This is a genomic window from Shewanella sp. NKUCC06_TVS (assembly GCF_019345515.1).
Lineage (GTDB): Bacteria > Pseudomonadota > Gammaproteobacteria > Enterobacterales > Shewanellaceae > Shewanella > Shewanella oncorhynchi.
The window spans coordinates 55,611-69,375 of sequence record NZ_JAHKQX010000017.1; the positions used below are offsets into that span (position 1 = coordinate 55,611).

A 13,765-nucleotide genomic window follows, 5' to 3' on the forward strand; every position below is an offset into this window, starting at 1 on the left:
CTGCGCTCAAGCGAGTAAGGTCTGGGCGCGTTTAAGGCTATGAATTTCGGCGGGATCTTGGGTTACCTCAAGCACATTTTCAATCTGTAATACCAGTGAACGCCACAGAGGCTCGATAATATCCGCCTCTTTTTTATTGGCATTTTGCCGTGCCAGCTTAAGTAAAGCCGCAGATCCAACGACATCAATTCGCCCTAAGATACCGTCGGCCAGTGCCATACTCAGCTCAATCATCGCAGGCACACTGTGGCTATATTTGATCACTTGGCGCAAATAATCCTCTGCTTGAGTCAAATCACTGCCAAAGGCATTGTCATCATTGAGCATATGCTGCGCCCGCGTAAGCATAGCATCGAGTTGTCCTTGCTCGGCAGCTTCGGCCATCCAATGCTCACTGGCAATCATATCTCGAGTACAACCATCTCCATTGGCAAGCATTAATGCTAAATGATACTGGGCATGGGGATAACCTGCTTGCGCGGCTTTGCTTATAAAATGATAGGCTTGAGTTAAGTTCTTTTGCTGGTAATGCAATACACCTAGATTCGCCATCGCTTCGGTTTGCTCGCCATCTGCCGCACCTTGTAAATATTGCTGTGCTAACTTGCTGTCGGGTTGAAACGACTCACTGCCTACAAGATAAAAATATCCCAATAACGCCATCGCATTGACCACACCTGCTGCTGCTGCAGTGGCAATGATCTGTTCACCTTTAGCCACTTCTGGCGCGCCTTGATAACCGTGGATCAGTGCTACGCCATGCTCATGTAAGGCTTCCATGTGCTTAGGTGCCGCAAGGGAAAACCAATAGGCCGCCCGGGCAAAACTGTCAGCTGCGCTAATGTGAGAAATGGCATTTAGAGGTGAAACTGTGGATAAATCTTGGCTTGATATAGCTTCGACTTCAGCCACAAGCTCTTGATCTTTTATCAGTTCTTGTTCTTTCAGTATCAAAGCCTTGGTCTTAAACGATATCCCCACCAAATACTGCGCTTGCGGGTCATCTTCCATCACAGCGCGGTAACATAAGTCCCTCACCGTCATTGCGTCAGTCGCTTCATAACAGTAGTCAGGGGCAACTCGACCTTTAGCCTTAGGATACAAGTGCTCGACTAAAGTCAGGACATCTTTAATGGATTTTTGCGCTAGCGCGAGTAATTGTTCTTGGGTGAGATGGTATTTCTCAGGATGAGCACCGCGGTTACCGTCGGCACGCAATCGATGCAGGGCACGAGTGGTCTTCACATCAATCACGCGCCGCTGATTTAGCTGTTCGATCCTATCGTATAAATTCGGACTGGAAAACGCGATTTGCTTATCTTGCCCCAGTAACTCTGTAAGTTTATGGGTAAAACTGCGAATGTGCAGTAGCGACTGTGTCGGCACATCCTGCACATAGCTTTTCGCCTTGAGGTAATCATCACTCAAGGAGACCGAAAAATCGTGGATAAACTCACTATCCTTAATGACTGTTTTCGTCCCCATGAGTGATTCCCTGCAGGCTGAATTGATGTTGCACTATTCGACGCTTGGTTTTTTCGACACCATATATAAGCGGAACAAAGCGACGTTAACGAATAATCCAATAAAAGACATAAAAGTATCCGCTAACATTTGCACAGGTAATCCGCCCATGGACGCTAACCCAGAAAGCTGGCTACCTATGACTGAGAGTGGTAAATATAACATCAATAATGCAATGGTTTTCAGTACGATAGGGCCACTAAAACTAAAACTACCCTTAATCGCTTCTAGCGGTGTTAAGCGCTCAACCACAACCATAAAGTTCACATAGGCTAAACGCGCAAAGAGATAGAAGCTAATTACCAATCCTACCAGCCACACAGGACCGAAGGCGGCAAACAGCATCACTGGTGCTAAAATCGCTAGACCAGAAAACACCCCAGCCAATAATAATGGTGGAACAAAAGGTAAACTCGCCTTCAACACCACTCCCGCTGAAGGACTATGCCCTTGTGAGCGCAGTTCTAAAAACAGAGTCAAAGCGGCAATTAATACCGAAAATGTAAGTAGTAACAGCATCATGGCGATCATATGCGGCGCGCCAAACTGTGGGTTTTCTAGATCAACTTTACTCATCTCTATACCAAGCCATAACTGGATCCCAACTTGGATCAAGAGTAATGGGATCGTCAGCATAGCGAGTTGCGCCAGATGATTACGGAAGAAGTTATAGGCTTCTGACAAAATTGCGGATAGTGACATGCGACTTTCCAAATAATTGAAATGAATTAACACTTAGAATTGCCGCTAAGGATACCGAAAATCCCTTGGCAATGCACAGTAGAAATCACCAGTGTGAACCGTAAATCACAGAAAACTACTGCAACAAAAGTGACAAACCCGCTAAACTGTCCAGCGAACTCGTGCGCAAACCATCAAAGGACGCTTCCATATGAAACACACTCTGACCTTCTCTATCCTCCTCAGCACTTGTATTTTAGCGGCGCCCGCCAGTGCAGGCTGGTTAGATAACTTGGCAGGAACTCAAGCCAAAACTGAAAAAGCGACCACTACAGCAGCGGCAACTCAGTCGAATGATTTAGTTGGCAGCGTCATGTCACAATTGGGTTTAAACCAAACTCAAGCCGAAGGTGGCTTAGGCAGTTTATTAGGCTTAGCGCAATCAAGCCTAGGAACAACCGACTACTCAAAACTGGCTGCCAGCATTCCTAATGCCGATAGTTTGCTCGCCGCCGCGCCTAAATTGGACTCAAAATCGGGTGTTTCTGGCTTATTATCCAAAGCGGGTGATTTAGGTTCATCACTGCAAGGCAGTGCTATGGTTTTAGACGCCTTTGAAAAATTGGGCATTTCTAAAGATCTAGCAATGCCAATGATCAACATAGCTAAGTCTTACTTAGATACCAATGGCACTGAAGGCACCTCAGACTTACTGGTGAAAGGTCTGAACTCGCTACTGTAATTCAGTCTTACCTCACCCTAAGCAATACAAGGTTTAGGGTGAACTTTCACTTCCCAATCGACTCTACTTTATATTCCCTCCAGCATGAGAACCGCCAAATATGATTGCGAAATTAAGACGATTTTTTGAAGCTCATACTCAAGCAGTCTCCCCTGAAGACAAGGCACATCAACTTAAACTGGCCGCAGCGAGTATGTTACTTGAAGTCGTGTTTGCCGATGAGACCTTAACGGCAGAGGAAGAAGCCTTATTACCTAAGCTGCTAACCGATACCTTATCAATGTCAGAAGTAGACGCTAAGATACTGATTGATGAGGCTAAAAGCGTACAAGGCAGCGCGACCTCACTCTTTGAATTCACCTCAGCCATTAACGCTGAATTTAGCCTAGCGCAAAAGCAGCAATTGTTGCTCGCAATGTGGCAACTGGCCTACGCCGATGGCCAGCTATCCCAATATGAAGACCAGATCATTCGACGCACCGCCGATTTGTTGCACCTCAAACACAGTGAGTTGATCCAAATGCGTAATCTTGCCATAGCTGCAACCCAACAAACTGGCTAACCACATACACTATTCAGTCAAAGTGCAAATCAACAAAAGCCCATAAAAAAGCGTGAATGCGAAACACCCGTTCCCCATTCACGCGATGGTCTTCTTAAGACTAAATTGATATCGCTCTTTGGCTAAAAATATTTTTACTGCCGCACTACTCACCAAAAAACTAAACTAAACAAGCTCCTAAGCTAACGCTTTACCGATTTCATATCCCGAACCGTGTAATTCAGTCAACTTAGTCCTTAGCCCGCCCATCTCCATCTTCAATCCTTTCTTAGTCGCTAATTGAGATAACCAACTGGTTTTTTCATCATCCTCAATCGTATCCCACTCATCTAGAACTTTGTAAGATAAGCATAATAACGCAGCAAGTTTTGAAAATGGGTTTGAATCCTTAGGGTGGTCTTGATACAAAATGCCTTGCACTAACGCTGGTGTAAACTTCCAATTTTTCGCTAGTAATGCGCCAATATCCGGGGAATCATATCCGAGTAACTCGCGCTCAAACTGATGCTTATCTTTACCCTGCGCCACAGCTTCGGCAATTTTCGCCGCATCTTCAGGCGATACTGCCGCAATCAATAAATCGCCAATACGATGTAAGATACCGCAAGTAAAAGCTTCTTCTGGGACAGCACCACAACGCTTTGCCATTTCTTGACTATAAAGCGCAATCTCAAAGGTTTGCCCCCAAAACTGGGCTAAATCTATTCCTTCACACTTAGGGACAGCACCAATCACCGCCGATGCGAGCACTAAGGTTCGTAGGGTTTGCATCCCAAGACGCACAACAGCTTCATCGATAGTGCCAACCTCTCGACTGCGTCCATAGTGGGCACAGTTAGCAAGGCGTAACACCCTAGCGCTGATTAAGGGATCGTGTGAAACTTTAGTGGCAATGCTTTTTACTGTCGCATTGTCATCATTGACCGCATCTAACAATTCACTGATCGCCTTAGGTAACCTAGGTAACTCATCGACACGATTGAGCAACGCAGCTGAATCCATATTTATTCTCCTTCCGTATGAATGATCAAAATATAGAACACAAGTTATCGCCTCGCTCACCGAGATACATTAAATATCAGTAATGTGCAGTCCTTCGGCAACAAAGCTTGGCAGCCATCAGACTTAAGGTTTACCTCTTTATTTCATTCAATTTAATCGCACTCAATCTTATCCAGTTTCGAAATCCACTAAGCCACACAAAAAAGCCCCAAACTCTTATGACAATAAAGAGTTCGGGGCTTTCTTAATTAATCCATCATGTTGATTTAGCCCAGAGGGGGCGAATATTACTCAGGTAACGCCAAACTTTGTTTGCGACTAATATGGGTCTTTTGCCACCACAAAAATGGCGCTACCACTAAGATCAACACAAGCACATAGGACATACTTGCACCTAGGGCAAAACCTAATACTAAGCAAAACGCACAACCCAGCGCCACCAGCGGCCAATTGTGCCGTGGTAATAACTTAGCGGCAGCGAGCATAGCCATCAAATAGATCACCACAAATACGCCGTTGCTCCATGCAATAAGGTGCTCTAACTCTTGCCCGGTAAGGTAAGTCAGTACGATCACGCTTGCCATCACAGATAACAGCGCAGCAAGTGCGCGAATAGGTACACCATGGGCATTCTTAACGGCAAAGAAGCGCGGTAAAATGCCTTCACAACTAAAACTCCAGACCAAACGTGCCGCACTAGCCGCATACACGTTAACGGTTGCCAATCCACTTGCGATACCTAACACACCAATCACTTGCGCACCGTAACCACCGAGCAGTTGGTCAAACACGCCGATCATGGCGACACTTTTATCTGTCGGCACTAATAGCAATAAAAGTGTACAAGCCACATAAATCACGCCCACCAGCACTGTGCCCATCATCATAGCGGGGATCATATCCTGCTGCGGACGACGAAAATCATCGGCAAGATGGGTCATAGCTTCTATACCCAAGAAACTCCAAAAAGCGATGCCAGCGGCAATCATCACGGTCGGCATTTCAGGCATACCATGGCTAGCAAGTGTCGTGAGATGACCTTGCTGAAAACTACTCGCACCAAACAAGACCACAACAACGGCGACTATGCAAAGTGTCAGGCCAAATTGCAGCTTAGCCGACACTTGAATGCCTCTTAAATTAATCAGAAACAAGCCAAAAATCACGAGTATTTCAACACCAACCTTGGACCAACCCGATATCGGTATTAAGGCATTCACAAACTGAAAGGTCATCAAAATCGCGGCTGGCGCCCCCATGGGCACAACCAGTAAAAAGATCAGTCCAATTGTTCGACCAGCAGTGCGACCAAAGGCTTTTTCGACAAAGTAAGCGGGGCCTGCGGCATGGGGAAATACACTCGCTAAACGACCAAAGACCAATGCCACAGGAATAATAGCCAAGGTCAACAAGATCCATGCGACTAAGGCGCCAGAATGCGCTTTTTCAATAGTCATCTGAGGCAAAATAAATACCCCTGTACCGAGCAAAGTGGTCGCCATTAAACCCGCACCTTGCCAACGACCTATAGTTCCGCTATTTGAATTCATCTGTTAATATTCTGTGGTTTTTGAGCTGTCAGTATAATGAGATTTCGCCCTACAATCTGCCGTTAATTTCAGTGTTCTCCACGTCCAATACCGGCAAAATCGCGGCAAATAACGTTATTTCCATCAAAATAACGGCCAGCTTAAATTTTGGTAAAATTTTAAGCAAAAATACTCAGCAAATTCTGTGGTTATTCAAACCAATGGCAAAATAACACACAGATTCAATATAGCCATTTTCACTGGAGTCACCCTTGGATAAATTCGATACGGCCATCATTCATAGTTTGCGTCAGGATGCACGCCAGAGCGTGTCGAATATCGCTGAACAGGTCAATCTATCCCGTAGTGCGGTTGCCGAGCGCATAAAAAAGCTCGAACAAACTGGAGTGATCCGTGGCTATCAAGTGCTCTTGAGTGAGTCGCAAAAAGAAGGAGTATCGGCTTATTTCGAAATCCAGCATCAATGTCCACGTTGCGCCGACGTGGTACACGTATTCCAAGCGATCCCCGAAGTGATTACCTGCCGTGGTATTTCTGGTGATATGGATTTACTCGTGTACGTGCATGCGCCCTCGATGCGCCGCCTGCATGAGATCCGTGAGTATATCGACACTCACACTGACATCATCAAGATCAAAACCCATGTGGTAATGAGTGAATGGATTAATAACCTCGGCGAGTAAATCGTGCCTCCCTAAAACAAGAAACGCCACCCTTAGGAATAAGGTGGCGAGGCCCGTTTGGAGGCAGGGCAAAATATTGAAGTGTAAAATATGGCATCCTTGCCCAGCGACCTCCCTGTTACACAACCAACCGCGGCTAGACTTAACCCTTGAGAGCTCAGCCAGCGCCGCAAGGGCCTCATCTACAATGTTTTCCTTTGACATTGTTTCCGCGATCCGTCGATTCCATTGATTATTATGATTTTTTCGTCATTAATTAACGGTACGCCTACGCCTTAAGCGATCGTCATTTGTCCTGTATAGAGTATGAAGTTACGTAGCAGTAATACCCCGATCAAGCTCAAGCAAGCCGTCCCCGCCACATAGGCCCATTTCCGTTTAGATGTCGCCGTCATAAACAGATTCATCGCCAATGGTCCAGACAAACCGAGTCCAATAATACCAAGCCAGAAAATCCATCCCCAGAAGCCATACCCTAAGGCATTAAAGGCGGCTATTTTACTCTGTCCACCTGTTAGCACTAAGCCCATAAAGAAGGTAAAAATCAGCACGATTTCAACTAAAATCAGTGGGATTTCAACCTTGTGGATAAAGTGCACCTCTTTGTCATTAGGTTTGCCATTCATCAACACGCCACCGAGTAAAGATGATGCCGCACCGGAAGACAAACCAGATGCCAAAAACAGCAGAGGTAACACAGGGTTTTTAAGCATGGGATAGCCTGGCAAGGCCGAGAGCAGGAAGCCTGTATACGCGCCCAATGCCAAGGATAGAATCACGAGCAATCCTGTAATTGTCGCTTCAAATCGAGCCAATAACGCGGTCAACTTAAGCACAATAGGAAAGCGTGTTTCACACCAAGCATCAACAGGTTTACGGAAGGTCAAACCAATCCACATAAACATAAATACTTGGTAAATCAGCAGAATAAGCACGCCCATCGACATGACAGATTTAGGGTTGTAGAACACCAAAATCTTCCAAAAATCGAGAGGTTTAGTTAAGTCTGCGACCAATATCCCTAACCCGGCCATCACAGCTACAGGCGCGACGATACAAGCGGCTCGTACAAAACCAGACTGATAGGCGTTTTGCTTCAAAACAAAATGTTTCAACAGTACGGCGAAGAACATGGCTCCCGCAGATACACCTGCTAAAAACAGGTAAATTGCAATCGGCCAATGCCACACTAAGGTATCAAAATGTAGGGCACTCATAGTATCACCTCCCCTGATTTTGCAACGATACGGAACAATTTAGGTCTCGTTCCAAGATCAACCTTAGTGCGCTGGGTTGGATTAGACCGCAGAACTTGAACAACCTCAGAAGTCGGATCTTTTAAATTACCGAACACGAGTGCCTTTGTTGGGCAAACAGCAACACAGGCAGGTTGTTTACCTTGAGCTAGGTTAGTTTCTCGGCAGAAATCACACTTATCCGCCGCATGGGTGACAGGATTAATAAAACGGACTTGATAAGGACAAGCTGCAATACAGTATTGGCAACCTACGCATTTCCATGCATCGACAGAAACGATACCCGTTTCTTTATCAATAAATGCAGCTCCAGTTGGACATACATTTACACAGGGCGCGTCTTCACAATGCTGACAAGACTTGCGACTAAAGTGATAAAACTGATTAGGGTATTCGCCAAAGGGACCCGCTTGCTTAATTTGAAGCCTAGAAACACCTTCGGGTACATTATTCACCTCACGACAAGCCACCTCACACGCTTGGCAACCTATACACTTAGTTTCATCATGAATAAGTGCATATTTGACATCAGGTTCTGCTTTAACACTATCCGATGCATTCACTGTGGCGAGTAATGATGCACCTGTAGCGCCGGCAAATAAGGCACAGGTGCCTTTTAGAAATCTTCTTTTTGAATTTTCCATAACCTTACTCCTGCTTGCCAGTGTGGCAACTGCTACATAGCTCACTGCGAACCTTCGGCGTCATATCCGCCATTGGATCCGTTGGGCTATGTAATTTATGGCAGGCGGCACAAGGCACTTTTTGAGCATGTACGTTATGCGTCCAATCTGCACCACTGAGTTTTTTCTTGGTATGACATTTCTGACACACTCTCAGCTGAACCGTCAGATCCGACGATTCCTCCATACCAAAGACCACCATATCATTCGGTTTTTTAGGGTGATCGCCCTTTTCTCCATGACAGGAAGAACAGCTCATTTTCATCGCATCTTGACCATGATGCCCTAACATTTGACCATTACGCTTGTGACACTTCATACAAGCATCACTGTTAATTTGATTGGCTGGCTCAGCACTCATTGCAGAAAAGCTTAAAAGCAACGCAGCAGCACCTAAGCGTAACGACCACAGCCATTGTCTTTTGGACATAGGAAGTCCTCACATTTATCCGTAGGAAAGTAAAGAAGGGGTCGAGTTCGGATAATTCCGAACCCGACGGTCAAGATCACACAGCCAAGGCTTGCTTAAGACTCTGAGTATCCCACTGTTTATGCTGGTTCATTTCAATGAAACTGATATTGAACTTGCTAAACAGTTTTTTCAGTGGTGAGTTAGTTTCTTTGCCAAAATCACTGATAACCATTTTCACTTCAGATGAATCATGGTCGATCAATACATAATCGAGTCGGCATTCATGATTTAATTCCGTATCATGTTTGTCCATCTCAAATACAGTGTCTAATGGCACGTTACAACAAACATCGTATTTACCTTCAACAACTGTTTTTAATGATTTAAAAAAATTGAAGCTTTGTTTATCAAACAATACTGGTTTAAGTTTCATCTCATGATGTGCGGCTTCATCAGGACCTGCTTTAAAAAACTTAATGCAAGTCATGACAAACATCACAAACACGAATGGTACTGCTACGAATAGTACGAAGTACATAAACGCATAGCTGAGAATGACTGAAGTATTCATACACGCCTCCAAAAACTAATTTATTTTTTGTTATCTCCTTTAAAGCAACTTTAGTATTATTTGAAAACACTTATCTTTTCTTGACGCATGTCACACTTGCAAATAACAACTTAAATATAAACAATGATTTACACGACTCATCACATTGCAAAATTATGTAAATCTTAAATACAAATATTGATACTTGATAATTCAGTATTTGCATTTTAAATATGTAAATATTAGTTTTTGAAATTTTAAATTTTATGAAAAACCATTTTAAATATTAAAAATAAAACAAAAAAACCCTTGATACACATAGATAAAATCTAGATCCAAAACTTGGGATTAGTTTCACATTAAAATTATTAATTAGCACCATAATTAGGCATTGATTTAAGTATTTGCTCAATATTAAGGAATATAAAAAATGCACATTAGTAACATGGATGGCCTCGATATTCTGAGTTTAAAAATACTTGTTTCATTATATGAGAACAAGTCAGCAACCTATGTATCGAAAGCGCTAGACATTCCAGCTCCTAAAATCAGCCGTAGCCTTAAAAATCTACGGGAAATTTTTGGTGATGAGTTATTTATTCGTCGTAAATATGGCTTATTCCCAAATGAGTTTGCTACTCATTTATATCCAATTGCAAAAGAAGCAATTGAGTGTACTGATAAGTTTCAAAAAGCCAGAATAGCAAACACTCGCCAAGTTAAGACACATGTCGAAATTGCAGCACCAGGGTTAATTGCCTACACCTTTCCTAAAGCCTTGATGCAGGCTATTAAAGAAGAGCAAAAACCCATGCACATTAATATAAACCCTTGGTCTATGCATACGACTCAAGACATTATTAATGGTGATACAACCCTAGGTATTTGTTGCAATAAAAGTGCTGCCGATGTTGCCGCCTTCGGCGATAAACTGCTAACGACTGAATTGCAACGTATGGACAAACTCTACCTGATTGCTAGCAGACATCATCCTATTTTTAAACGGGAAATCACCCTAGAAACGATTGCGGAATACCCCTATGTCAATACGGATCTTGGTAATCCCAGCACCAAATTGAGTCCATACCAAGAGTTTTGCATAACGAATGGCATTAAACTCAATACTGAAATTACCATTACCAGTATTTCAAGTTTGTTTGAATATCTAGGCGAAAGTAATGCAGTCTCCCTATTGCCTTATCGGATAGTTTACGAAATGGTGAGTGATATTCCTGAACTGCATACGTGTCAACTATCGCAGTATGAAGCAGAACGTTTATATGCAGATACAGAAACGCCAACGATTTTCTTAGTGCAAAAAAATCAGCCTAATGCAATCAATGAGGACTTGAAATGGTTAAGCGGAGAGATTAAAAAAATCGTCGATCGTATTATCTAGCCAAGCAATAGCTCAACATATCCAAACAACAAACCACCGATACACGAGGTGATAGGCATCCTCTGCCTTAGCTTAGGCTCCACCTCAGCCCCCATGCGATCCACTCGAGAATTGTTAAACCAAGCATACATCTTGGAGCATAAACACGTTACACTAAGCCCATCTTTATCCTAATAGATTCAGCTATGCGGACCGAAAATACAGCCACTCTTAATCTTATTTGGGGCGCCCTTATTCTTGAGGAGTTAGCACGTCTTGGCGTGCAACATGTGTGTATGGCGCCGGGCTCGCGCTCAACACCGTTAACCCTCGCCGCCGCCCAGCAAACTAAACTCCAGCGTCACTTACATTTCGACGAGCGTGGGCTCGGCTTTATGGCCTTAGGTCTAGCAAAAGCTAGCCGCGCACCGGTCGCCATCATTACAACCTCAGGCACAGCAGTCGCCAACTTGTACCCTGCCATTGTGGAGGCGTGGCTGACCCATGTACCTTTAATCGTCTTAAGTGGCGATCGTCCGCCCGAATTACTCGGCTGCGGTGCCAATCAAGCCATAGTCCAACCGGGAATTTTTGCGAATTACGCCACTCAAGTGAATTTGCCAACACCGGATATACATATCGCACCGCAAGCGTTGCTTACCACAGTGGATGAAGCGGTGGCGAATCAAACTCGCCCAGTGCATATCAACTGCATGTACCGTGAGCCCTTGTATCCGAGTGAACTCGGTGGCGCGATTCTCGATGCCGAATCACCTTACCTCAAACCATTGCAAACTTGGCTGCAGCTCGCACGACCGTATACCCAATACGGTAAGAGCAAACAGGTGAGCAGCCCAAGTGACGATGCCATTATGCGGTTCGTCCACGGTAAAGGGGTGATCGTTGTTGGTACTCTCACGCCTGAACAAGATCCACAGCAACTAATTGCCCTATCGCAAAAAATCGGCTGGCCATTACTTACCGATGCCCAGTCGCAACTGCGTCAGCATCCCGCAGCGATAGGTAATATTGATCAACTGTTGCAACATCCAAAGGCGCGCAATCTATTGCAGGAAGCGGATCGTGTACTCGTATTCGGCGGCCGTTTATTATCAAAACGCTTGATAGGCTATCTCGCCGAGCAAAATTGGCACAGCTATTGGCAGGTTTTACCAGAACAAGACAGGCTTGACCCTAGCCACAATGCTAAACACATTTGGCACGCGAATGCACAGCAGTTTGCGGCCTTAAATTGGTATCGCTCATCCTCAGCAAACTGGGCGAATACCCTAATCACCTATAACGATGAATTACATAACTTATTTGTGCGCAATATCGACCAAGGGGAATTTGGTGAAGCACAAGTTGTGCGGGCCATCGCCAATACTCGTCCGCTAGAACAACAGCTTTTTATCGGCAACAGCCTGCCTGTACGCTTGTACGACATGTATGCCCCTGTCAGTTGTTGTACGGCAACCACTTATACTAATCGTGGCGCATCGGGTATTGACGGACTACTCGCCACCGCCTGCGGTATTGCGGCCCATGAAGGCAAACCCACGAGTTTAATCATCGGTGATTTATCACAACTGCACGATCTTAACTCGCTGGCCATCGCTAAAGGCTTAACCAGCCCGCTGGTGATCGTGATCCTCAATAACGATGGCGGTAACATCTTTAACTTATTGCCCGTTCCCAATGAACAAGTCCGTAGCGATTATTATCGACTCAGCCACGGTTTAGAATTTGGCTACGCCGCAGCTATGTTTAATTTACCCTATAATCAAGTGGATAATTTAGCCGATTTTCAAGATAGCTATAATGAAGCGCTGGATTTTCAGGGGGCTTCGATCATTGAAGTCAATGTAAGTCAAACACAAGCCAGCGACCAAATCGCCGAGCTCAACTTGTGGGTGAAACAAAGCTAATGCCAACCATGGCCCGTTACGGCAATTCTTCACTACCGACCTTAGTGTTACTGCATGGCTTTTTAGGCACTAAGACCGACTGGTTGCCGTTAATGCCAGCGCTAAGCCATCACTTTCACTGTATTTGCTTAGATCTACCGGGCCACGGGGATAACCAAAGGGAGTTGAAGCCAACCGAATTAGATGGATTTAACCAATGTGTTGAAGATGTGTTGGCACACCTGAATGGCCTTCATATTGGTCAATTCCATCTCTATGGTTATTCTCTAGGTGGCCGTATTGCTCTGCACCTTGCCAAAGCCTATCCAGAAAGACTACTGAGCCTAAACCTCGAATCCTGCCATCCTGGACTTACAGACCCGCAAGAAAAACTTGCCAGAATCAAAAATGATACTCAGTGGGCCGAGCGTTTACTGCATCTGAATAGCAAAGACTTTTTAAGCTTGTGGTATCAGCAGCCCGTATTTGCCGATATGACGGCTACCAAACGAAAAACCTTAATCGAGCATCGTTCTGCAGCATTAGATCTGCATCCGAAACAGCGGCTGAAAGAGGTATTCATAGCCACCTCACTCGCACACCAAGCATCGATGTGGGATGTACCTTTGCAGCTTACCTGTGAGTGCCATTTCTTTGCGGGCAACCAAGATGCTAAGTTCCACGCCCTCGCCCAAGAGTGGCAATTACACGCGCCCATCCTCGTCCATAGTATTCACGGCGCCGGCCACAACATACACCAAGCTGCTCCCGAGGCATTAACCTCAAAAATAGTGAAGTTGCTAGGGTAATGACAGAATTAAAATGTAGGAAATAT

General features: G+C 44.8%; 14 protein-coding genes. 6 read left to right on the forward strand and 8 right to left on the reverse strand.

The window, feature by feature from the left end:
* Window positions 1–6: 6 nt before the first annotated feature.
* Together KO531_RS17775 and KO531_RS17780 are read right to left on the reverse strand one after the other, a co-directional pair.
* Window positions 7–1,485, reverse strand: coding sequence for a DUF4145 domain-containing protein (locus KO531_RS17775; protein WP_219251857.1), 1,479 nt, complete (start codon window positions 1,483–1,485; stop codon window positions 7–9).
* 33 nt (window positions 1,486–1,518) lie between these two features.
* On the reverse strand, window positions 1,519–2,226 hold the full coding sequence (locus tag KO531_RS17780; RefSeq protein ID WP_105250588.1) for a hypothetical protein: 708 nt from the start codon (window positions 2,224–2,226) through the stop codon (window positions 1,519–1,521).
* A 190-nt stretch (window positions 2,227–2,416) separates the two neighbouring features.
* Between KO531_RS17780 and KO531_RS17785 the strand changes: the two genes are divergently transcribed.
* Both KO531_RS17785 and KO531_RS17790 read left to right on the forward strand, forming a co-directional pair.
* Window positions 2,417–2,947 carry a DUF2780 domain-containing protein gene (locus KO531_RS17785; protein WP_168827259.1) on the forward strand — a complete coding sequence of 177 codons (531 nt, stop codon included), beginning with the start codon at window positions 2,417–2,419 and terminating at the stop codon, window positions 2,945–2,947.
* A 100-nt stretch (window positions 2,948–3,047) separates the two neighbouring features.
* Complete coding sequence (locus tag KO531_RS17790; protein WP_105250590.1) at window positions 3,048–3,509, forward strand: TerB family tellurite resistance protein; 462 nt, start codon at window positions 3,048–3,050, stop codon at window positions 3,507–3,509.
* 177 nt (window positions 3,510–3,686) lie between these two features.
* On the opposite strand, the gene KO531_RS17795 is transcribed toward KO531_RS17790, so the two are convergent.
* Window positions 3,687–4,511, reverse strand: a complete 825-nt coding sequence (locus KO531_RS17795) for an HDOD domain-containing protein (RefSeq protein WP_173248173.1) — start codon at window positions 4,509–4,511, stop codon at window positions 3,687–3,689.
* A gap of 287 nt (window positions 4,512–4,798) precedes the next feature.
* Window positions 4,799–6,061: an L-methionine/branched-chain amino acid transporter gene (yjeH, locus tag KO531_RS17800; protein ID WP_113940284.1), complete on the reverse strand. Its 1,263-nt coding sequence runs from the start codon at window positions 6,059–6,061 to the stop codon at window positions 4,799–4,801.
* Window positions 6,062–6,312: 251 nt separating this feature from the next.
* Here yjeH and KO531_RS17805 point away from each other — a divergent pair, with 251 nt between their 5' ends.
* Window positions 6,313–6,744, forward strand: coding sequence for an Lrp/AsnC family transcriptional regulator (locus KO531_RS17805; protein ID WP_006079646.1), 432 nt, complete (start codon window positions 6,313–6,315; stop codon window positions 6,742–6,744).
* A gap of 275 nt (window positions 6,745–7,019) precedes the next feature.
* On the opposite strand, the gene nrfD is transcribed toward KO531_RS17805, so the two are convergent.
* From nrfD to KO531_RS17825, 4 genes are all read right to left on the reverse strand, one after another.
* Complete coding sequence (nrfD, locus tag KO531_RS17810; RefSeq protein WP_105250593.1) at window positions 7,020–7,961, reverse strand: cytochrome c nitrite reductase subunit NrfD; 942 nt, start codon at window positions 7,959–7,961, stop codon at window positions 7,020–7,022.
* Window positions 7,958–8,644 (reverse strand): 4Fe-4S dicluster domain-containing protein, encoded by a 687-nt coding sequence (locus KO531_RS17815; protein WP_219251858.1) that lies wholly within the window; start codon window positions 8,642–8,644, stop codon window positions 7,958–7,960. Before KO531_RS17815 ends, nrfD begins: the two co-directional genes overlap by 4 nt.
* 4 nt (window positions 8,645–8,648) lie before the next feature.
* A complete protein-coding gene (locus tag KO531_RS17820; protein WP_105250595.1) occupies window positions 8,649–9,113 on the reverse strand; it encodes a cytochrome c3 family protein in 465 nt (154 codons plus the stop codon).
* Window positions 9,114–9,189: 76 nt separating this feature from the next.
* The gene (locus tag KO531_RS17825; RefSeq protein ID WP_105250596.1) at window positions 9,190–9,666 is read right to left on the reverse strand and encodes a DUF2726 domain-containing protein; all 477 of its coding nucleotides are present in this window, start codon (window positions 9,664–9,666) and stop codon (window positions 9,190–9,192) included.
* A 409-nt stretch (window positions 9,667–10,075) separates the two neighbouring features.
* Here KO531_RS17825 and KO531_RS17830 point away from each other — a divergent pair, with 409 nt between their 5' ends.
* The 3 genes from KO531_RS17830 to menH all read left to right on the forward strand — a co-directional run bounded on the left by KO531_RS17830 (window position 10,076) and on the right by menH (window position 13,739).
* The gene (locus tag KO531_RS17830; protein ID WP_105250597.1) at window positions 10,076–11,044 is read left to right on the forward strand and encodes a LysR family transcriptional regulator; all 969 of its coding nucleotides are present in this window, start codon (window positions 10,076–10,078) and stop codon (window positions 11,042–11,044) included.
* A gap of 185 nt (window positions 11,045–11,229) precedes the next feature.
* Window positions 11,230–12,951, forward strand: coding sequence for a 2-succinyl-5-enolpyruvyl-6-hydroxy-3-cyclohexene-1-carboxylic-acid synthase (menD, locus tag KO531_RS17835; RefSeq protein WP_219251859.1), 1,722 nt, complete (start codon window positions 11,230–11,232; stop codon window positions 12,949–12,951).
* Window positions 12,951–13,739, forward strand: coding sequence for a 2-succinyl-6-hydroxy-2,4-cyclohexadiene-1-carboxylate synthase (gene menH / locus KO531_RS17840; protein WP_219251860.1), 789 nt, complete (start codon window positions 12,951–12,953; stop codon window positions 13,737–13,739). Before menD ends, menH begins: the two co-directional genes overlap by 1 nt.
* Window positions 13,740–13,765 lie beyond the last annotated feature (26 nt).

What these genes read in the sequence shown, in the direction of transcription:
- KO531_RS17825 (WP_105250596.1), bottom strand. Translation starts at nt 9,666, where the DNA reads ATGAATACTTCAGTCATTCTCAGCTATGCGTTTATGTACTTCGTACTA.
- menH (WP_219251860.1), top strand. Translation starts at nt 12,951, where the DNA reads ATGCCAACCATGGCCCGTTACGGCAATTCTTCACTACCGACCTTAGTG.
- KO531_RS17775 (WP_219251857.1), bottom strand. Translation starts at nt 1,485, where the DNA reads ATGGGGACGAAAACAGTCATTAAGGATAGTGAGTTTATCCACGATTTT.
- KO531_RS17785 (WP_168827259.1), top strand. Translation starts at nt 2,417, where the DNA reads ATGAAACACACTCTGACCTTCTCTATCCTCCTCAGCACTTGTATTTTA.
- KO531_RS17790 (WP_105250590.1), top strand. Translation starts at nt 3,048, where the DNA reads ATGATTGCGAAATTAAGACGATTTTTTGAAGCTCATACTCAAGCAGTC.
- yjeH (WP_113940284.1), bottom strand. Translation starts at nt 6,061, where the DNA reads ATGAATTCAAATAGCGGAACTATAGGTCGTTGGCAAGGTGCGGGTTTA.
- nrfD (WP_105250593.1), bottom strand. Translation starts at nt 7,961, where the DNA reads ATGAGTGCCCTACATTTTGATACCTTAGTGTGGCATTGGCCGATTGCA.
- KO531_RS17815 (WP_219251858.1), bottom strand. Translation starts at nt 8,644, where the DNA reads ATGGAAAATTCAAAAAGAAGATTTCTAAAAGGCACCTGTGCCTTATTT.
- KO531_RS17820 (WP_105250595.1), bottom strand. Translation starts at nt 9,113, where the DNA reads ATGTCCAAAAGACAATGGCTGTGGTCGTTACGCTTAGGTGCTGCTGCG.
- KO531_RS17830 (WP_105250597.1), top strand. Translation starts at nt 10,076, where the DNA reads ATGCACATTAGTAACATGGATGGCCTCGATATTCTGAGTTTAAAAATA.
- KO531_RS17780 (WP_105250588.1), bottom strand. Translation starts at nt 2,226, where the DNA reads ATGTCACTATCCGCAATTTTGTCAGAAGCCTATAACTTCTTCCGTAAT.
- KO531_RS17795 (WP_173248173.1), bottom strand. Translation starts at nt 4,511, where the DNA reads ATGGATTCAGCTGCGTTGCTCAATCGTGTCGATGAGTTACCTAGGTTA.
- menD (WP_219251859.1), top strand. Translation starts at nt 11,230, where the DNA reads ATGCGGACCGAAAATACAGCCACTCTTAATCTTATTTGGGGCGCCCTT.